Below are 20,624 nucleotides of genomic sequence, written 5' to 3'. Positions count from 1 at the left end.
GTTTTCCTGCACAACTTACCCCGCACTGCCTCGCATCACCCACAATCAATTTCAAGTTACATATCCAACTGAATATATCCCCTCACACACCTTCCAACCCCGACGATTTCATTTAGATTGGGCGAGCAAACCCGCCTGAAACTTTAACTTCAGTACATTCAACCAATACAAACTTGTATTACATCCATAGTTAATACAAAAACATCACCCCCGCCTCGGACACTATAAAAACTTCAAACAAGTTTAGTCCCCACGGAATATTCAATGAGCCCGAAAATACCCAGAAAGCCGTCAGCATCCACAACGGACATTGCCAACCCCGCCGCTCGACCGTCCGTAGATGCCCAGTTGCTCTCGCCATCCACCTCAAGATCGCCATTTACAGCGAACATCTCCAATGAGCCAGATCACTTCACTGCGGCGCACGTCCACAGCCATGCATTACGCCAACCCGACATAGTCGTCAGAGAAATACCTGGCAGCAGAATTGCCAATGCAAGGACAGACAACTCGATCAGCCGGTACGGCCTGTCCACCGAATTCCTGCGGGGCCTGCAAGCCGCCAATGCGGACGGTTTCCGCTTCATTGTCGGGCGCCGATTCGTCGACATCGAACATGACGGCGCAGTGTTGACTGCACATGTCCAGTTCGATGAAAACCTGGGCACCTGTCAGGCGAAACTGCTGACTGAACGAGTAGCTTCCGGGCCGCATCTGCTGAAAAATGCCGAACGTCCAACCTGGCGCCTCGCCACACCGGCCGCCGAGGCGCTGGCACAGGTTTCGCCACCCAAGCGCCCGGCCGCGACGGATGACGTTCAGCCAGGCCTTGCGCCCAAACGACCACGCGGTTCCGGGAGCGGGACCAGGGTTCGGCAATTTCTTTACGACGCCTCCAGACGATCTCCCGACGCGCAAGGTTATTTCGAACTCTCGCCCAGGAATACATGGGATCAACACCCGACAACGTTTGCATTCAAGGCAAGCGGTGGCGACTGGATTCTGGTGGATGCACCGCAGGGCGGATTCGGCGCACAGCCCACTCATCTGCAACGCTGGACCGACATGGAAATCTGGGAGCTGTACGGCATTCACGGCGAGGACATCAGACACTTTCGCAGCGAAGCGCAGACACTCGGCAAGCCGCCGCAATGGGTCGAAGCCGATGTAGCGCGCAACGCCACGACCGACCTGCTGCGCAATGCCTTTCGCTGGCTGAGTCCAACCCTCGACGCGAAGGCACGCGCGGCACAGTTGCAATCCTACAACTTGTTGCCGAGCCAGTTGCTTCAATTGCAGTTGCACTTGAAAACAGATCTGAGCATTCCGCAATGGGTGCTCGCGCACAAACAGCGAAGCGAAGACCTGAGCGATCCCCAGAGCCTGACGAAATGGAGTGAGGCTTTGATCAATGAATTGAGTCTCAAACGTGGCAACGGGTATCACTGGTACGACCCGGAAACATGCATGACCCGCGCGTTTCGCGAAGCGCTTCTAATGAAAATGGGTTATCGGCGCAACCTCAACAACTGCCTGTACCGCACTGACGTGCCCGCGTTGTTCAGAGGTGATGATCGCACTCCGTTCGAACTCGCGAACGACGATGCGATGCTCCCTCGTTATCACCACCAGCGAGGAGGCACCACCCACAAACCGTTGAGCGCGACCTTCAGCCTCAATGAGGCCCTGATGTATGGCAGCGCTCCGGATCCGGAATACCTGCTGTACAACACTCAAAAGAACAAATATCCCGGCAAAAGCGCCGCTGTAACAGACTCGGACAACCACTCAAGCGACAGTGACAGTAGCGCGTCTTCCGACTGGTCGGATGCAGATAATCCGGTCTCCCTCGATAACGAGCGCAACTATGAAACGGTTCGCGAACGACAGTCTGAAATGTTCATCTACGCGCTGGATACGCGATCCCTTGAAGTCGTGCCAAACCAGGAAAACCGCTTGTTCAACTGGACGGCACAGGACACCGGTGCCAGGTTTCCCGACGATGACTTTGAAGGTTTGATTTCAGTAACCCGCTCGGGTCTGGACAGCGACCGGATCTGGTTGCTGAACTCGTCACTGACAAAAGGCGCAGCAGTTCAGGACATCGCAGATATGGCCGGCGATAGCGCCGGATACATCGAGCGAAAAACGCATGCGGGGCATGCCACCCAGCATGAATACGATCGACTGATCGATGAAGCCGAGGCAGCGGGACGGCCGATACTTTCACTGTCCGGCAACAAAACCGAGTGGGGCGATGACATCCATTGGCCTTGAATCAAAACGTCAACTGACACACTAGTTGATACGCACCACGCAATACGATTGATTACTTTTTTGTTCATCCACCGGTACGGAAACCGGCGTATTTTTCAAGGATTGAAACTGTGTCAAAACTTATCCAGCCCGCTATTGAACTACTTGCTTACCGCCCTCTTCAAGTAACGCCTATTACCAGTTCGGCCAACAGCCATGCACCCCGAATCGAGCCCCCCAGCGCTCCAGTGGTAACGCCGGGCAAAGTCGATAAATCCAACCCGCCCACGCTCGAATCCCTCGACAAGCGCCATGGCCCGCTAACCCTTGGCAAATTCACGATTTCCCGGGTTGAGCTGGAAGCCATGGGCGCCAGGATCGGCGGGCAAAATGTCAGCCCGCAGAACGTCAATATCAAGGTGGCTGACCAGGCGTTTCTCGATTCCATGAGCTTCCACCCGGCCAAAGTCCTGGCCCGCATGGCCTCAGCCGAGATAGCCGACGCCAGCCTCGTCGGCACCCTGATGTTCGAGATCGCCACCTTGCGTTCGGTAGATGCACCGCCGCTGATGGTCAGCGCGGATCCGATCACTCCCGGCAGTTCAATGGAACGCCTGGACAAACTGACCCGTGCGGCGCAGCAGATCGATATCCACCGCGTCGATTCACTCGACCACTTGCCGGGCTGGATCAACAGGAGCAAAAGCTACCTCACCAGCGGCGCTGGCGTTGGCCTGCAAGCTTACGGAATCTACAGCGGGCTCATGGGGATAGTGGACGCCGTCAAGGTTCGCGACTGGGGCGAGGCAGCATTCAACGGTGGTTCCGTTGTGGCTGAAGTCGAATCGTTGATTATCGAGCGCGGCTTGAGCATAACGGGTGAAAAGATGCTCAGAAGCGGTGGCATGGTATTCAACCGCTTTCCCGCCACCTCTGCCGGTAAATTCCTGTCCCGCGGCGCCGGCCTGTTCGCCAGCGCAATCACCTTGCCGTTCGACATCATCAGCGCCGTCAAATCGTTCAACGCAGCGGCCACCACCACCGGCAAGGAACAGCAGGACCATTACGTCGCCGGCGCTACGGCCGTGGCCGGTGCGACCGTCAGCATTACCTTGGGCATCGCCGCTCTGGCAGGTTTTGGCAGCGTCGCCGGCCCGGCCGGGCTCGTGGCTGCTGCCGTGCTGATCCTTGGCTCCGAAATCTATCGGGCGGCAAGGGTCGTCGACGACATCGATGACTACATCGAGCTGACCGCCCTTGAGCGTCTGCGCTCCGGCTGGTTTGCCTTTACCCGGCAGGAGCTCGACGAAGACGTCATGGATCGCTTCAAAATCTCCAAATACACCGCCGACTACACCAGGCTGCTGCAGACCTCGGCCCAGGCACTGCTCGAGGGCGCCTACAAGCATTACGTGGCACATGTGGTCAACGGCAGCTTCAACGTCGAGCTCGAACCGGTGAAAGTCTGGCGCTACCAATGGGACGCGGCGAAAGGCGAGAAGCCGTACAAAATGGACAAGGAGACCATCGTTGTCGAAGGCAACGACATCATCGACGCTCGCGACGGTCTGCCCGCTGACCTTCAGGGCGTGGTCACCGGCACCGCCGACGCGGACAAGGCCGTGTTGTGGAACCTGGGCGCGGGTGATGATCAGGTCACAGGCGTCAAGGCCAGGCCCAATCTCTTCACTTACAAGAAAGGCATCAAGCTTCTGACCGGTGGCGACAAGGACGATACCTTCTACTTTGAATCGGCCGCCAGTGAGCTCGACCGAGGTACGCCACCGGCGACACTGAGCATGATCGACGGCGGTGAAGGAAGTGACACACTGACCTTCGAAGGCGCCCGCCCTCCCGGCGATACCCGCTACGTGGGTTACGACGTGAATCTGCAGACCGGCAAAGTTGCCCTGCGCAGCCACGATGCCACGGTCGATCCGGTTGACGTCGCACAGGTCAAATCCGTGGAAAACGTTTTGACCCTGCGCAATGGCTCGAACCGAATCACTGGCAGCGACGGCGACAATCAAATCTCGGCCAATGGCAGCGACCAGGTCATGGCGGGCAGCGGAAACGATGTGATCGCCATTCGCGGCACGGATTGCCGGGTTGACGGTGGATCCGGAATGGATCGCTACATCATCCCGGCTACGTCTACCCGACCGGTGATAATCGACGACGGTGAGGAAGTCAGTGTCATCGAGTTCACCTGGGCGCTGGAGCGGATTCAGCGCTGGCAGATCATCGGCACCTCGATGGTGATCACTTCATTGCATGGACCAGACGGCGAAGATCTCGATCATGAGCTGACGATTGAAGGGGTGTATCAGCAAGTCGACAGCAAGCGCGTGCTGAAAAACAGCCGGTTGCTGTTCAAAACCCAGGATCGTTATGAGCTGGAAGCCCTCTTGCCGCTTGAACTCAATGACCCCGCTGATCACGACTTCGAGTGCCGAGTGATCGTCATCGGTGATGCACCTCCCGCGCCATACATAGCCAACAGTGATTCCGCGGCCATTTTCACGCACCCGGCCGTGCACCATTTCGCTCCCCGCTCCGGCCAGCGGATCAACTTTTTCGCCCCCGCCAACAGCCCTGCCGCCGCGAAAACCCTCTATCTGGATTACGACGCATGGGAGATCCATGACGTCAGGGTCAGCTACGACGTGACGGTCACGCGCAATGACGCCGGCGTGCGCTATCTGCGCTACGAACAGATCAATCTCTGGATTTTTCTGCCATCGAAAACGCTTAACTTCACCGGCGTCATAAAAGCCACAAGCGATCCACGCGGCTCAACCGGTATCAACGGCATCAAGACCACCATCGTGCAAGTCAGGCACCCGGTTGTCCTGATCATGCGCGATGGAACCTCATACAACGTCGCGGCACCTCGCGTGCCTTACCGCGAGGACGCCGACACCCCAGGCGCCAAAACCCTTACCGCTCGCGAGTGCCTGAAACTCAGGCACGGCAAGTACAAGTTCGTAAGACCGGGGCTGCTCAAGCCGTTCTTGTTGAAGGCCACACCCCATGAAATCAATTTCCCTGCTCTGCCGCACAATGGCACTTACGTCCTTCACGGCCAGGCCTCGACTTACGATGTCTATCCCATCAGCAACAGCACGTTCAGCCTTGTAACGCCGGGCGCTGTTGCGCAAACGTCCAATGCCTCGACATGGACGATATTCACGACAAAAATGCACGAAAATGTCACCCGCAACGACATCCGCCTGGACGCGAAAAATCTGTACATCGGCAGCGTCACGATGCTACTGCCGAATATGGAACACGAAGGCCCGGTGGAATCCATCAGCGTGGCGACGTCTGCCGGCAACATCTACGCCGTCGAACTGTTGTTCGACCTGCTGCAGCTGACCGTCATCGATGCCCGGGGTTACGCGAACCTGGCTGAGCTGCTGGCAGATATCCGCGCCCACCGCGATCGTAACGAGTTGTCCACCACCGTCGTGGTCAAACACCTGGACGTCACACCCGCGATCAATGGCACCGTGCATTACCACTCAGCGCAGGATTACTGGGGTGTCGACACGAACCCGACCCTACGCATCGCAACTGAAAACCTGACCATAAAGCCCAGTAAGGCCACCTGACCGCAATTGAGCAGAACGAGCACCAGAACAGTTCGGGATGACGTTTACCTGCATCCCGAACCTGTTTCATTCAGCCAACGGACCGGCTGATTCACACAAAACCGAAAGGACACAACTTATGCGCAACAAGCCTAAAAAACCTCGGCTCTCACCGGAGCCCGCTACTCCCGGCCCTTCGACCTCTCGACCACATTCGCCCGACGATGGACGAAGCGATCTGGACTTCACTCTGCCCGGCCGCGTCCGGGCCGACGCTGCTGAAATTTCATCAGGCGTGACGAGCGACAACCCCACACCAGGCACCTCGCACGGCAAAGCCAGTGTGTCAGTCACGCCCATGGACGCTTCCGCCACGACCCACCCGGTAGTGGGCCAATCACCGCTGCTGCCCTACGTTCAGATGCCTTCGAGCAAGTTGTCCTTGCACGATGCCGACGGACTGCGTTCGTACAAAGGCAGATTCTTCGCCGACGTTGTCAGCGATGATGCCCAAACCGGCATCGAAACGGTGATGGTAGTGTTCCACGATGCAATGAAAGCCTATCGGGCGAAATTGCCCACAGAGCGGGCCCCTTCCGGCCCCCCCCTATATCGCATTGCCGACACCAACACCTGGAGTTTGCAAAAGCCGGTCGCGTACTACGAAAACAGCAGGGATCGCGTGTACATCGCGCCTAATCCTGCCGATGCCCAAGGCTACTATGCCGTCCACGAACGACTCACTCCTCAGCACGATGCTCCCTACAGCTATCTCCCCGAATACGAGATGACAAACAGGGCCATCGGTTTCGCCCTCAAGGATGCCCGCGCCAAACTGGTCCGGGTCGACCCACTTGAGGCCCGGGGAGATCCGTCAGTGCCATTGAAGCTTGCGCATTGGACCGATGGCGATATCTGGAGTGCGTACCGCTTGCGGGAGTCAGAGGCCTTGGTTTTCCGCAGTGAGGCAGAAGCTCAGGGGCGCCCGCCCACCTGGGCAACACGCTTCGAAGACCCGGATACCCACCAGTACCTGACCCATTCCTTGCGCTGGTCCCATCCGCACAAATCCCCGGCCGAACGCACAGAGATCCTGCGATCCTACAATTTGACCATCGCCCAACAGAGCAGACTGCGAAAGGACATGGAACACGGTGTGTTTCCGGAATGGGCCGAGCAACACAAGCGACTGACGCAGAGTAACGACGATCAGCGTTTCAGCCAGATTGCCGCAGAGCTGGATCCGTATATTCTCAGGTTGCGAAATGAAGGCCAGCGTCTGAGGAACGCGCTACCCAATGTTGAGCTGCGTTACGAAAGCGAGTTTCTGGAAGGCTATCTGAAGCGCGCAGGCTATAAGCGAAATATGCACGGAATGTTATACCGAACCGACATCGCTGGCATGTTCCGCGCCGATCTGCGCACGCCCTTTGAACTGGCGCGGGACAAACGCCTGTTCAGACTGAAGGGCAACGACCCCGAGTCGACGACCAAATTGGCTTTTAGCACGACATTCGGTCTAGACGACGCCTCGAATTACATGGCATTCGATTACTATTCCGAACCTCGGCGGTACAACAGCCAGGCCAATCGGTATCCGGGAGATGCCAGCTCTGACAGCGATTCGTCGACAGGATCGCGCTATGGTACTGGGAACGAATCAGATAATTCGTTTGAATTGGATTATTCGCGTGACTATCCATTGCGCCGGCGCAATCAGGGCCTGAGCTTTCTTTATGTCATCGACACCCGCGGCGTCGAGGTGGTACCCCAAGCAGAAAACAGGCATCTGGGTAACATGGATTTTGAGGGAGATCCAATGGAAGGCCAGATATCAATGCCCTCACGAGGAATCAGCGCCGAGAGAATCTGGCTGGTGCACTCGGACAAACGCCGGGCTGCGCGGGTTGAGGATATCTTTCGAGCAGCCGGAGAGAATGCTGAGGCTATCGAGCAAGCAACGTGGGATGGAACTGTCTCTCGTCACCCGTCTCCCTACGACGATCTGATAGAGAAAGTCGCCAGCTCAGGCGGAGTTATTCTGGACTTGCCGAAGGGTACGGAAACTTTCGCCAACGACATCATCTGGCCGGTTCCCGAGCACTACCGCCCTTGATGCGGTAAACCCTTGAAAACGCGCTATTCATCACCGCGATGAATAGCGCGTCTTATCATGCGACGAGGGGAAGTTGATCAATGATCTTGAGTACAAAGGTCACCGGTTTATTATTAAAAGCATTATGCCCCGTGATATTGGGATCAACGCTTTTAAAGATATTCATTCTATCGGCTGTACTTCGATACAACGGCTTCTTGTTTGATTCGCTTTCAATTCCGATATAAAGCGGCCCAGGCTCAAGATCGCTGGATACTGCACGTAGCAAACCCGCCTTGCTGATCGAAAACAACTCGCCGCGCTCTTCCTGACCCGCCAGCACATTGCGCGTGGAACTTTCAATGACCAGCCGCGCACCGTCGTGAACACCGCGCAATGCAACAGTGATCGCGAAGCTGTCACCGTGGGGCGTAAAGGTCAGCAACAATGGCTTGTCGTCTTCGTGATCGGCGAGAGTGAGAAAGCTGGTCTCGCGGTTGTCCGCCAGTGCCGCCTCCACGTCCAGCTTTTCACGTCGGGTGATGCGCGGATCGCGCAGGCGCAGGCGCAGGCGCAAACGTTGCAGATTGAGCACCACCGGCAGACCATCGACATATAGATTTGCGGTAAAGGACTTGTTTTCTTTTTTATTCGTAGACATGTAACCACCTCTGTGCGGGCGCCCGCCGTCAATAAACTTTGCACGGCAGACCGTGGCGCACATCACAAAATAATTCAGGCCATTGGGGCTGCAACCACAGATTCGGCGGTCGCGGTCACTCGGGGGATATCGCCAGCAGGAATTTTGGCGGCTTTACGTTTGCGCCGTGCGAGCACCATCATGTCGGAGTAAGTCGCAGCGGCATCAACAATATATTTGGCGTTATGATCCATCCCGGCATTCTTGAGAATATATTTACCGGCAATGTCGTCCCAGAAGCCCCATTCATCCTCGTAAACAGTCATGATTTATTCCTTATTATCATTCAAGTCACCCGCGTCCTGCGGGCAACTTGAAGTTAAGTCAAAGAACGCTTCACGACAATGCTGGCAAGTGCCAGTATTTAATTCAAATAACAACTACGCAAATAACTCACCCTGCAACTCATCGAGCAAGGCCTGAATGGCATCGAGGCGCTGCTGGGGATCGTCGAGTTGCAGCAAGTCGATCTTGTCCTCTTCGGCGAACGGCAACAGGTAGGCCAACTGATTGGCCAATGACTGCTGACCAGCGGCTTCGGTGCCCATGTTCAACGCTTCGACCATCGGGTGCTCGGCCAGCGCCTTGAGCAGCGCCACCAGATCGGCGTCTTCATCCTGCAAGGGTTGCTCGGGTTCGTCGTCCAGCCACTCGACGTCGGCGAGGATCAGCTGGTCGCGCTGCACTTCGGTGCGCAACACATGGAAGCGCCGCCCACCTTGCACGCGAATACCCAGCAGGCCGTTGTCCTGCTGCTGGAAATCGGTGATCCGCGCTTCACAGCCCACCAGCGCATAACCTGCGGGGGCGACGCCGACTTCATGGCCTTCAAGAATGCACACCACGCCAAAGCCACCGCCCTGCTTCATGCAGCGGCCAATCATGTCCAGGTAGCGCGCCTCGAAGATCTGCAAGTCGAGGTTGCAGCCGGGAAACAGCACTGTGTTCAACGGAAAAAGCGCCAGACTCATAGACATTTCCTTACACCACCATCGACACCGCCAACGGCAGGAACACCGCCGTGGCCACGCCCATCAGACTCATCGCCAACGCCGCGAAGGCACCGGTCTCATCACTTTCCTGCATCGCCACCGCCGTGCCGACGGCATGCGCGGTCATGCCCAGCGCCATACCGCGTGCTTCAGGGCTGTGCACCCCGAGGCGGGTCAACAGTGTCGGGCCGAAGATCGCGCCGATGACCCCGGTGATCAGCACGAACACAGCCGCCAGCGCAGCGACGCCACCGATCTGCTCGGCCACCAGCATCGCAATCGGCGAGGTCACCGATTTCGGCGCCATGGTCATCAGGATCATGTGATCAGCGCCGAACCACCACCCCAGCAACACGCCCATGCCCGTGGCGACCACCCCGCCTATCACCAGCGTAGTAAAAATCGGCCAGAACAATTGGCGAATGCGCCGCAGATTCAGATACAGCGGCACCGCCAGCGCCACCGTCGCCGGCCCGAGCAGAATGCTGAGGATCTCGGTGCTCTTGCGATACTCGGCGTACGTCAGGCCGCAGCCGACCAACACGCCGATCACCAACAGCATGGAGACCAGCACCGGTTGCAGAAAGATCCACTTGGTTTTCTCGAACGCCGCCAGCACCAGTTGATAGGCACCGAGGGTGATACCGATGCCGAACAGTGGATGGTGAATCACCGACGTCCAGGCGCCGTGCCAATCGAAGAACATCAGGACTCCTCCGACGGCGGCGCGTGACGCTTGACCAAGCGCTGCATCAGCACACCGGCAAAGGCCATCGACAGAATCAGCGACACCACCAACGCGCCCACAATCGCCCAGAAATCTGCAGCAATCGCCGAGGCGTAAACCATTACGCCCACTGCCGGCGGCACCAGCAATAACGGCAGATAACGCAGCAGGCTGCCGGCCGCCAGATTCAGCGGCTCGCCGACTTCACCGCGAATAATCAGGAACACCAGCAACAGCAGCAGACCGATGATCGGCCCCGGCAGCACCGGCAAAAGTAAATGATTAAGTGCCGTGCCGAGCAATTGGAACAGCACCAGCAGGGTCAGGCCACGTAACAACATCTGACATCTCCAACAAAAAGCGCCCGGCATTATAAGCACGCCTGCGCTATGGATCGGCATTCGCCAAAAGCATGGTCGGTTGACCTGAGCAAATTGCCATGATGATCTACAGTGGTTCGCAGGGCGGTCAAATCCCCCACCTGAAAAACTATAAAACAGATGAACCCAAGGAGAGTCTCAATGCCCTATGTTCCAGTTGCAGAGCTCAAAGATTATGTCGGCAAGGAACTCGGACGTTCCGAATGGCTCACCATCGATCAGGAACGCATCAACCTGTTCGCCGAAGCCACCGGTGATTATCAGTTCATTCATGTCGACCCGATCAAAGCCGCGCAAACGCCTTTTGGCAGCACCATTGCTCACGGTTTCCTGTCGCTGTCACTAATGCCCAAATTGATGGAAGACATCCTGATCCTGCCCGAAGGCGTGAAGATGGTCGTCAACTATGGCCTGGACAGTGTGCGTTTCATCCAGCCCGTGAAGGTCAATTCGAAAGTCCGACTCAAGGTCGACATGGTTGAAGTGACCGAGAAGAAACCTGGCCAGTGGCTGCTCAAAGCCACCGCAACACTTGAGATAGAAGGCTCGGACAAACCGGCCTACATCGCTGAACCGCTGTCGCTCTGCTTCGTTTAAGCGCCGGGATGCGAACCGGCGCACGCTGTTTCGCATCCGCTCCCCTTCGGCGGCTGTATAAGGTCACATAGCTGCGGCATACTCGGTCGCCTAATTGCCCGGATCCCGCTATGCGCTCACTCGCTTGTCTTGCACCCCTTGCCTTGACCCTGTTGCTTGCCGCTTGCGGCGATGGCGAATCGCTGTTGCCCCCAGATGCGCGCCTGCCGGACGGCGGACGCTATCGCGGCGAGTTGGTCGATGGCTTGCTGCAAGGTCAGGGACGTGTCGACTATCCCAACGGCAGTTGGTACGCCGGGCAGTTCGACAAAGGACAGTGGCATGGGCAGGGCGAATGGCATGGCAGCAATGGCGAGATTTATCGCGGCCAGTTCCAGCAAGGTTTGTTCGACGGTCAGGGCAGCCTGACCACCAATGCCAGCAGTTACACCGGCGGCTTCAAACAGGGCCGGCGTGACGGCGAAGGCACGTTGAAAGAAAACGCCATGACCTACCGTGGCGAATTCAAGGCTGATCATTATTCCGGGCTCGGCCGGCTCGAAATGGATGACGGCAGCTCCTATCAAGGCCAGTTCGCCCACGGTAAACCCAATGGCGAAGGCCAGCGCGGTGATTCCAGCGGCAACTCGTTCACCGGTCATTTCGTCAACGGTCAGCTTGAAGGCAACGGTACGTTCAACAGCGCTGACGGCGACATCTATGTCGGTGGCTTCAAGAACAACCAACTGCACGGTAAGGGCCGCTACGAAAACGCTGACGGCGACGTCTGGCTGGGCCAATTCAAGGAAGGCGCGCTGACCGGCAAGGGCGAACTGATCGGTGCTGACGGCAGCCATTACATCGGTTCGTTCAGCGACTGGCGCTTCAGCGGCCAAGGGCGCTTGAACCTGTCCGATGGCAGCTTTTATATCGGCGGATTCGACAACGACAGTTACGCCGGACGCGGCACACTGGTGCTGACTGATGGTAGCGTAATGAGCGGCACCTGGATCAACGGCCAGCGCGTGCGCGACGCCGATGGCAAGTTGCTGCCCGACACCCTCGAACTCGGCTTGCTCGCTCAGGGCCGTTTGCTTGATGAGGCATTGGCGGCGATTCCGCCCTCGACGCCTGCGGTGGAGCTGTACACCCTGACCCTCGGCGGCGACGGCAAGCAGAGCGTGTTCCTGCGCGAATCCGACTACGTCGCCAACATGCTCAATACGCGTTTCGGCGCGCATGGCCAGATTCGTCTGGTCAACCACCGCGACCACCTCGGCGACCGGCCGATGGCCACTCGCGAGAACCTGCGCCGCGCTGCACTGACCCTGGCCGAACGCAGCGGCCCGGAAGATTTGCTGTTCATCTACCTGACCAGTCACGGCACCGCCGAACACGAACTGGTGCTCGACCAGCCGCGCATGGAACTGGCCGACCTGCCCGCCGACGAACTTGCCGCCGTGCTCGCGCCGCTGAAAAACCGCGACAAGATCATCGTGATTTCCGCGTGTTACTCCGGCGGCTTCATACCGGCGCTGAAAGACGAACGCACGCTGATCATGACCGCCTCGCGCGCTGATCGCGTGTCCTTCGGGTGCTCCGAAGAAGCCAACTTCACCTACTTCGGCGATGCGCTGTTCGCCCAGGCATTGAACCAGACCGACGATCTGGAGCAAGCCTTCAAACTGGCCAAGGCCACCGTCGCCGAGCGTGAACTGGCGGACAATTTCGAAGCGTCGGAGCCGCAGATCTGGGCACCGAAAACCGTTTTGTCGCACTGGCAGCAACTGCGTAAACAGCAAGCGCGAAAAGCTTTGCAAAGTGCTGCGTTGAACGACGGAGCGACAAAGAGCAACTAAGCTGAACAGTATCAAGGGAGAGACACTATGTACTTGACGCCTCAGCACGTATTGCTTGCCGGAGCCACCGGTTTGACCGGTGAACATCTACTCGACCGTTTGCTCAACGAGCCAACGATTTCTCGCGTCCTCGCCCCTTCCCGTCGGCCACTGGCCGAGCATCCGCATCTGGAAAACCCGGTCGGCGACCCACAGGCATTTCTGCCGCAGCTCAGCGGTCGCGTCGACATCGCCTATTGCTGCCTCGGCACCACCATCAAGCAGGCCGGCTCGGAAGCTGCGTTTCGCGCCGTCGACCTGGACATGGTGGTGGCGTTTGCCAAGCGCGCGCGGGAGATGGGTGCGCGGCATCTGATCGTGATCAGCGCCATCGGCGCCGATCCGAAATCCTCGGTTTTCTACAATCGGGTCAAAGGGGAAATGGAGCAGGCATTGCGCGCGCAAGACTGGCCGCAACTGACCATTTGCCGGCCGTCGCTGTTGCTTGGTGAACGATCAGAGCCACGCTTGGGCGAACAGCTTGCTGCGCCGTTTTCGAAGTTGATTCCGGGTAAATACCGCGGGATCGAAGCGTGCCAACTGGCCCGGGCGATGTGGCGGTTGGCGCTGGAAGAGCAGGATGGGGTGCGGGTGATTGAGTCGGATGATCTGAGGAAATTGGGCAAATAACGTTGTGGTGTCCGGGCCGGCCTCTTCGCGGGCAAGCCCGCTCCCACAATGTTCTTCAGCGAGCACAGTATTGGTGAACGACATCGAAACCTGTAGGAGCTGCCGAAGGCTGCGATCTTTTGATCTTTACAACCCGCCAGTCGCCTGAAAGCTCACGCCTATCACCGTCAGCAATGACAACGGCAACAACAGCGTATCGAGCAAAGCACTCCCCGGCAGATCCACCCCCGGATAACTCGGCGCCTCAGCACCGAACCGATCCATCGCACAACACCCGCCATTCAACGCATACAAATCCAGCCGTGTCCCGGAATACACCACCGGCGCCCCCGGTTTCGCCGCGTCCAGCGTGCGCGCAGTGGCGCACCCGGTCATTTGCAGCGCCAGCACAATCGCCAGCAGCTTATTCATCGCTGCTCAGATGATGCTCGCCCCAACGCGGCAGCATGTCCTGGGGAATGCCCAGCAGATTGAGAATCCGCGCGACGACGAAATCGATCAGGTCATCGATGGTCTGCGGCTGGTGATAGAAACCGGGTGAGGCCGGCAGAATCGTCACGCCCATGTTCGACAGCTTGAGCATGTGCTCCAGATGAATGCTCGAATACGGCGCCTCGCGCGGCACCAGAATCAACTGGCGACGTTCCTTCAAGGTGACGTCTGCTGCGCGTTCGATCAGGTTGTTGCAGGCACCCGTCGCGATGGCCGACAGCGTCCCGGTCGAGCACGGCACCACCACCATCGCCGCTGGCGCACCGGAGCCCGAGGCCACCGGCGACATCCAGTCTTCCTTGCCGTACACGCGGATCTGCCCGGCCGCTGCCCCGGTGTATTCGGTGAGGAACGCCTGCATCATCTGCGGCTTGGGCGGTAGCGAGACGTCGGTCTCGGTGGCCATCACCAGTTGCGCGGCTTTGGAGATGAGGAAGTGCACCTCGCGATCTTCCCGCACCAGACAATCGAGCAGGCGCAAACCGTACTGCGCGCCCGAAGCACCGGTCATCGCCAGCGTGATGCGTTCCGGGCCGCCGTTCTGCGAAAAAGTGTTCATTGCAGCGCCTCGGCGAGTTTGCCGTGCAGACCGCCGAAACCGCCGTTGCTCATGATCACCACGTGAGTGCCGGGCTGAGCCTGGCTTTTCACGCGTTCGATGATGCCTTCCAGCGTATCGCTGACAATCGATGGCACTTTGCACAGCGCAGCGGTGGCGGCCAGATCCCAGCCAAGGTTGGCCGGGGCGTACCAGATCACCTGATCGGCATCGTTCACACTGTCCGGCAAACCGTCACGGTGCGCGCCGAGCTTCATCGAGTTGGAGCGTGGTTCGATGATCGCGATCAACGGTGCATCACCGATGCGCTTGCGCAGGCCATCAAGCGTGGTGGCGATCGCAGTCGGGTGATGGGCGAAGTCGTCGTAGATGGTGATGCCGCGTACTTCAGCGACTTTCTCCATTCGGCGTTTGACGTTCTTGAACGCGCTCAACCCGGCGATGCCCATCGATGGCACCACGCCAACATGACGCGCAGCCGCCAGTGCAGCCAAGGCGTTGGCAACGTTGTGCTGGCCAGTCAATTCCCACTCGACCGTGCCTTGGGACACACCTTCGAACATCACTTCAAAGGCCGAGCCGTCTTCGCTGAGCAGTTTGACCTGCCACTGACCGCCAGCACCGGTGGTTTGCACCGGGGTCCAGCAGCCCATCTCGATTACCCGCTGCAAGGCAGGCTCGGTGGTCGGATGGATGACCAGGCCTTCGCTCGGAATGGTGCGCACCAAATGGTGGAATTGCCGCTCGATGGCCGGCAGATCGGGGAAGATGTCCGCGTGATCGAACTCAAGGTTGTTGAGAATCGCGGTGCGCGGGCGGTAGTGCACGAACTTCGAACGCTTGTCGAAGAAGGCGCTGTCATACTCGTCGGCCTCGATCACGAAAAACGGCGTACCGCCCAGACGTGCGGACACCGAGAAGTTCTGCGGCACACCACCGATCAGGAAACCCGGGCTCATGCCGGCATGTTCCAGCACCCAGGCGAGCATGCTGCTGGTGGTGGTTTTGCCGTGAGTACCGGCAACAGCCAGTACCCAGCGACCTTGCAGTACGTGATCAGCCAGCCACTGCGGGCCAGAGACGTACGGCAGGCCTTTGTTCAGCACATATTCCACCGCCGGATTGCCGCGCGACATGGCGTTACCGATCACCACCAGATCCGGTGCCGGATCGAGCTGGGCCGGATCGTAGCCCTGCGTCAGCTGAATGCCTTGGGCCTCGAGCTGCGTGCTCATCGGCGGATAGACGTTGGCGTCGGAGCCGGTCACGTGATGGCCCAGCTCTTTGGCCAGAACCGCCATCGAGCCCATGAAAGTCCCGCAGATACCCAGAATATGAATGTGCATAGTCGACCTCGTAAAACATGGCCGCAGGTTAGCGTAGGGAGGGGGAAATCGCACTCTTTAGGTGATGGGCCGGGGTTGGTTGGGCGCAACATTTCGGTATGGCTCAGGATTGCTACCCTCACCCCAGCCCTCTCCCGGAGGGAGAGGGGGCTGACCGAGATGTCTTTTGCTATACGTCGACCTGAGAGACTGAGTCGATTATGGATCTACAACTGCCCGTCTCCTCTCAGAGCTAGAGCTCGACTCGTTTTTTCAGGTCGACGTACCCCGCAAGAACACCTCGGTCAGTCCCCTCTCCCTCTGGGAGAGGGTTAGGGTGAGGGCCTTCTAACTGACACACCGCTCAATCCCATGTTTGCGCAGCTTTCTATAAAGGGTGTTCCGGCTGACGCCGAGCTGCAGCGCGGTTTGGGTCATGTGCCAACGGGTCTGCTCCAAAGTATTGAGCAAGGCCAAGCGCTCGGCATCCTCCAGCGGATGATCGGATTGCATAACCTCCAACTCTACCGCCGGCCGCACCTGCCGGATCATCGCCGGCAAATCCTCCAGCCCGATCTGCCCCTCATCACACAACGCCGCCAGCGTGCGCAGGACATTGCGCAACTGCCGCACATTCCCCGGCCAGTTGAACGCCAGCAACGCCTGACGCGCCGGCTCATCAATCACCACCACATCCCCGCCCGCCTCTTCGGCCAGCAAAAAATCCAGCAACTGCGATTTATCACTGCGCTCACGCAACGCCGGCAACGCCACTTCCAGGCCGTTGAGCCGGTAATACAGATCCTCGCGGAAACTGCCGTTCTCCACTCGCTCCAGAAGATTGCGGTGAGTCGCACTGATGATCCGCACGTTGACCGCTTCCGGCTCACCGCCGATCGGCACCACTTGCCGGTCCTCAAGCACCCGCAAGAGACGGGTCTGCAAGGCCAGCGGCATGTCGCCGATTTCATCAAGGAACAATGTGCCGCCATCGGCCTGCTGAAGTTTGCCGCGCATACCGTCCTTGCGCGCGCCGGTAAAACTGCCACCACGATAGCCGAACAGCTCACTTTCGATCAGGCTCTCGGGAATCGCCGCGCAATTGAGCGCTACGAAGGCTTTGCTCGAGCGCTGACTGGCCTGATGCACAGCCTTGGCAAAAGCCTCTTTGCCGGAGCCCGTTTCACCATTGATCAACAGCGGCACATCACGTTCGAACACCCGCAGCGCTTTGCGAAAATCGGCCTGCAACGCCGCGTCGCCAAGGCAAATACCCGACAGACGCGGAGCCTGCGCCACGACCGGCGCGGGCGTGATCGGTATCGTTTTGCGCGACTCGCCGCGCAACACGGCAAACAGATTTCGCCCATCGCGGGTGCGTAACGGCCAACTGGCGCTGGCATTGGCGCTCGCACGACCGAGCAACTCATCCAGCGAACAATCGAAAAACGCCTCGACCGGTTTACCGAGCAAGCCGCCGCGAATATGCCCGAGCAGGTTCAGCGCGCTCTGGTTGACTGCGCTGATCCGCCCTTCTCCATCAAACGCCAGCAGCCCTTCGCTGAACAGCCCGACGGACTCGGCCTGCAAATGAAAGCGCAGCAACCATTGATTGTCGAAACAGCGCAGGAAGTAGCAGCTCTCGATCATCTTCGCCGACAGATTGACCAGTGCCATGGTGTGGAACTGGCTTTGGCGCGAGACGTCGTGACGTGCCGAGGACACATCAAGTACCGCCAGCAATTCGCCGTGCGGATCGAACACCGGGCTCGCCGAGCAGGTCAGGCCAGTGTGGCGCCCGCGGAAATGTTCATCCTGATGAATGGTCAGCGCCTGGCGCTCGACCAGGCAGGTGCCGATGCCATTGGTGCCTTCACAGGCTTCGCTCCAGTCGGCGCCCAGCCACAGGCCGGCACGCTCAAAAATCTTCCGTTCGGCCGGCGCGGTGACGCAGTTGAGGATCACCCCACGGGCATCGGTCAGCAGCACCGCGTGTCCGGCGCCGGAGAGTTGCTGATGCAGGCTGCTCATTTCATTGCCGGCAATCTGCAACACCTGTTGCAGACGTTCTCGGCTTTCAAGAACGCGCCCGTGCTCGAGCACGGTAGGCGCCATGCTCAGGGCAGGGTCGAGGTGGTAATCCTCAAGACAGCGCAGCCATGAGCGGGCAATCGACGGATCGGCTCCGGGCCCGTGCAGGTGCGGTTTGCCTTGGGTGGCGGTAAGAACCTGTTGGGCATGGCGATTCAAATGGTTGTCGTGCATTTCTTATTGTTCTCCCCGAAAGGTCGACTCGTTCCCCATGTAGGAGCTGCAGAAGGCTGCGATCTTTTGATCTTGATCTGCAAAAAAGCAGAATCAAAAGATCGCAGCCTTCGGCAGCTCCTACAGGTTTCGGTAGGGACCATCAAACCGATGATGCCCAGAGCATCCTCCTGCCGCTGCACCATTGCAATGCTGGCCAGACTGCCCGGTCACTGGCTGTGCCAAAAGCGGTACAAACTGTCCTCCCATCTGTACCGAAACCATAACAGTGGTAATCCGCCCGTCCGACATAAACCTCGCAACGCCTTGATTTACCTGACCTGCACGGCAGTGGCCCGACCTTTGCTCTACGCTTATAGCAAGCGCACTTGCGCGTTTCTCTAATAAGTACAAAGCCAAGGAGAACATCATCATGCGTTACGCTCACCCCGGTACTGAAGGCGCCAAAGTCTCGTTCAAGAGCAAGTACGGTAACTACATCGGCGGCGAGTTTGTCGCGCCTGTCAAAGGTCAGTACTTCACCAACACCTCGCCAGTCAATGGCCAACCGATTGCCGAATTCCCCCGCTCCACTGCCGAAGACATCGACAAGGCACTGGACGCCGCCCACGCCGCCGCTGACGCCTGGGGTGCAACCTCGGTGCAGGCGCGTTCGCTGGTCCTGCTGAAAATCGCCGACCGTATCGAACAGAACCTCGAACTGCTGGCGATCACCGAAACCTGGGACAACGGCAAAGCCATCCGCGAAACCCTTAACGCCGACATCCCGCTAGCCGCCGACCACTTCCGTTACTACGCCGGTTGCATCCGCGCGCAGGAAGGCAGCGCTGCCGAAATCGACGGCAACACCGTGGCTTATCACATCCATGAACCACTGGGCGTGGTCGGCCAGATCATTCCGTGGAACTTCCCGATCCTGATGGCCGCGTGGAAACTCGCGCCAGCGCTAGCGGCGGGTAACTGCGTGGTGCTCAAGCCTGCCGAGCAGACTCCGCTGGGTATTTCCGTGCTGGTCGAACTGATCGGCGACCTGCTGCCGCCGGGCGTGCTGAACGTCGTGCAGGGCTTCGGCAAAGAAGCCGGCGAAGCGCTGGCGACCAGCAAACGCATCGCCAAGATTGCCTTTACCGGCTCGACACCGGTTGGCTCGCACATCATGAAATGCGCCGCCGAAAACATCATCCCATCCACCGTGGAACTGGGCGGCAAATCGCCGAACATCTTCTTCGAAGACATCATGCAGGCCGAGCCGACCTTTATCGAAAAAGCCGCCGAAGGTCTGGTGCTGGCGTTCTTCAACCAGGGCGAAGTCTGCACTTGCCCGTCTCGTGCGCTGGTTCAGGAATCGATCTACGACGAATTCATGGCCGTGGTGATGAAGAAAGTCCTGCAAATCAAACGTGGCGATCCGCTGGACACCGACACCATGGTTGGCGCCCAGGCGTCCGAGCAGCAATTCGACAAGATCCTGTCCTATCTGGAAATCGCCAAGGGAGAAGGCGCGGAGCTGCTGACCGGCGGCAAAGTGGAAAAACTCGAGGGCAATCTGTCGACCGGCTATTACATCCAGCCGACCCTGCTCAAAGGCACCAACAAGATGCGTGTGTTCCAGGAAGAAATCTTCGGCCCGGTGGTGAGCATCACCACGTTCAAGGACGAAGCCGAAGCCCTGGCCATCGCCAACGACACCGAGTTCGGTCTCGGCGCCGGCCTGTGGACCCGCGACATCAACCGCGCCTACCGCATGGGCCGGGCGATCAAGGCCGGTCGTGTGTGGACCAACTGCTACCACCTGTACCCGGCGCATGCCGCGTTCGGCGGGTACAAGAAGTCCGGCGTTGGTCGTGAAACCCACAAAATGATGCTCGATCACTATCAGCAGACGAAAAACCTGCTGGTGAGCTACGACATCAATCCGCTGGGTTTCTTCTAAAGCCCTTGGGCGACACAGATATTTCTGTGTCGCCCTCTCGTCCGCTTTCGCGAGCAAGCTCGCTCCCACAGGGATCTGTATTAGATCTCAATGTTGAGCTAACCACGGAAATCTGTGGGAGCGAGCTTGCTCGCGAAAGCTGCGTGCCATTCAACCCGACAGTTCCTGACGGAACAGCCGGGCCAATACAACAATAAAAATGG

16 protein-coding genes are annotated in these 20,624 nt (G+C 58.6%); 7 read left to right on the top strand and 9 right to left on the bottom strand.

Annotated elements, in window-relative coordinates:
* Window positions 1-264 precede the first annotated feature (264 nt).
* The 3 genes from ICA16_RS24310 (at window position 265) to ICA16_RS24300 (ending at window position 7,965) form a co-directional block, all read left to right on the top strand.
* Window positions 265-2,277 (top strand): hypothetical protein, encoded by a 2,013-nt coding sequence (locus ICA16_RS24310; RefSeq protein ID WP_210701814.1) that lies wholly within the window; start codon window positions 265-267, stop codon window positions 2,275-2,277.
* Window positions 2,278-2,387: 110 nt separating this feature from the next.
* Complete coding sequence (locus ICA16_RS24305; RefSeq protein WP_210701813.1) at window positions 2,388-5,870, top strand: calcium-binding protein; 3,483 nt, start codon at window positions 2,388-2,390, stop codon at window positions 5,868-5,870.
* Window positions 5,871-5,988: 118 nt separating this feature from the next.
* The gene (locus ICA16_RS24300; RefSeq protein WP_210701812.1) at window positions 5,989-7,965 is read left to right on the top strand and encodes a hypothetical protein; all 1,977 of its coding nucleotides are present in this window, start codon (window positions 5,989-5,991) and stop codon (window positions 7,963-7,965) included.
* 55 nt (window positions 7,966-8,020) lie between these two features.
* Here the strand turns inward: ICA16_RS24300 and ICA16_RS24295 are convergent, their stop codons facing one another.
* The 5 genes from ICA16_RS24295 to ICA16_RS24275 all read right to left on the bottom strand — a co-directional run bounded on the left by ICA16_RS24295 (window position 8,021) and on the right by ICA16_RS24275 (window position 10,704).
* Entirely contained in the window at window positions 8,021-8,605 is a 585-nt protein-coding gene (locus tag ICA16_RS24295) for a hypothetical protein (RefSeq protein ID WP_210701811.1), read from the bottom strand.
* A 74-nt stretch (window positions 8,606-8,679) separates the two neighbouring features.
* Window positions 8,680-8,910, bottom strand: coding sequence for a hypothetical protein (locus ICA16_RS24290; protein WP_150602109.1), 231 nt, complete (start codon window positions 8,908-8,910; stop codon window positions 8,680-8,682).
* 114 nt (window positions 8,911-9,024) lie between these two features.
* The gene (locus ICA16_RS24285) at window positions 9,025-9,615 is read right to left on the bottom strand and encodes an LON peptidase substrate-binding domain-containing protein (RefSeq protein WP_150617296.1); all 591 of its coding nucleotides are present in this window, start codon (window positions 9,613-9,615) and stop codon (window positions 9,025-9,027) included.
* A 10-nt stretch (window positions 9,616-9,625) separates the two neighbouring features.
* Window positions 9,626-10,342, bottom strand: a complete 717-nt coding sequence (locus ICA16_RS24280) for an LrgB family protein (protein WP_210554848.1) — start codon at window positions 10,340-10,342, stop codon at window positions 9,626-9,628.
* Window positions 10,342-10,704 carry a CidA/LrgA family protein gene (locus ICA16_RS24275; protein WP_150602106.1) on the bottom strand — a complete coding sequence of 121 codons (363 nt, stop codon included), beginning with the start codon at window positions 10,702-10,704 and terminating at the stop codon, window positions 10,342-10,344. The genes ICA16_RS24280 and ICA16_RS24275 overlap by 1 nt, the downstream gene beginning before the upstream one ends.
* Window positions 10,705-10,884: 180 nt before the next feature.
* On the opposite strand from ICA16_RS24275, the gene ICA16_RS24270 reads away from it, so the two are divergent.
* From ICA16_RS24270 to ICA16_RS24260, 3 genes are all read left to right on the top strand, one after another.
* Window positions 10,885-11,340: a MaoC family dehydratase gene (locus ICA16_RS24270; RefSeq protein ID WP_150602105.1), complete on the top strand. Its 456-nt coding sequence runs from the start codon at window positions 10,885-10,887 to the stop codon at window positions 11,338-11,340.
* A gap of 110 nt (window positions 11,341-11,450) precedes the next feature.
* On the top strand, window positions 11,451-13,178 hold the full coding sequence (locus tag ICA16_RS24265; protein ID WP_210701810.1) for a C13 family peptidase: 1,728 nt from the start codon (window positions 11,451-11,453) through the stop codon (window positions 13,176-13,178).
* Between the two features lie 27 nt (window positions 13,179-13,205).
* The gene (locus ICA16_RS24260) at window positions 13,206-13,847 is read left to right on the top strand and encodes an oxidoreductase (protein ID WP_150602103.1); all 642 of its coding nucleotides are present in this window, start codon (window positions 13,206-13,208) and stop codon (window positions 13,845-13,847) included.
* A gap of 126 nt (window positions 13,848-13,973) precedes the next feature.
* Here the strand turns inward: ICA16_RS24260 and ICA16_RS24255 are convergent, their stop codons facing one another.
* The 4 genes from ICA16_RS24255 to ICA16_RS24240 form a co-directional block, all read right to left on the bottom strand.
* The gene (locus ICA16_RS24255) at window positions 13,974-14,258 is read right to left on the bottom strand and encodes a YceK/YidQ family lipoprotein (RefSeq protein WP_210701809.1); all 285 of its coding nucleotides are present in this window, start codon (window positions 14,256-14,258) and stop codon (window positions 13,974-13,976) included.
* Window positions 14,251-14,898, bottom strand: a complete 648-nt coding sequence (gene ubiX / locus ICA16_RS24250; RefSeq protein WP_150595227.1) for a flavin prenyltransferase UbiX — start codon at window positions 14,896-14,898, stop codon at window positions 14,251-14,253. Before ubiX ends, ICA16_RS24255 begins: the two co-directional genes overlap by 8 nt.
* Window positions 14,895-16,244, bottom strand: coding sequence for a UDP-N-acetylmuramate:L-alanyl-gamma-D-glutamyl-meso-diaminopimelate ligase (gene mpl, locus ICA16_RS24245; RefSeq protein ID WP_042561268.1), 1,350 nt, complete (start codon window positions 16,242-16,244; stop codon window positions 14,895-14,897). The genes ubiX and mpl overlap by 4 nt, the downstream gene beginning before the upstream one ends.
* 327 nt (window positions 16,245-16,571) lie before the next feature.
* Complete coding sequence (locus ICA16_RS24240) at window positions 16,572-18,488, bottom strand: sigma-54-dependent Fis family transcriptional regulator (protein WP_210701808.1); 1,917 nt, start codon at window positions 18,486-18,488, stop codon at window positions 16,572-16,574.
* Between the two features lie 412 nt (window positions 18,489-18,900).
* Here ICA16_RS24240 and exaC point away from each other — a divergent pair, with 412 nt between their 5' ends.
* Complete coding sequence (exaC, locus tag ICA16_RS24235) at window positions 18,901-20,421, top strand: acetaldehyde dehydrogenase ExaC (protein WP_042561269.1); 1,521 nt, start codon at window positions 18,901-18,903, stop codon at window positions 20,419-20,421.
* Window positions 20,422-20,624: the final 203 nt, after the last annotated feature.

It is taken from the genome of Pseudomonas anatoliensis (genome assembly GCF_017976235.1).
GTDB classification, from domain to species: Bacteria; Pseudomonadota; Gammaproteobacteria; order Pseudomonadales; family Pseudomonadaceae; genus Aquipseudomonas; species Aquipseudomonas anatoliensis.
The sequence above is the reverse complement of the archived record's forward strand: the minus strand, read 5'-3'. Positions and strand labels throughout refer to the sequence as shown.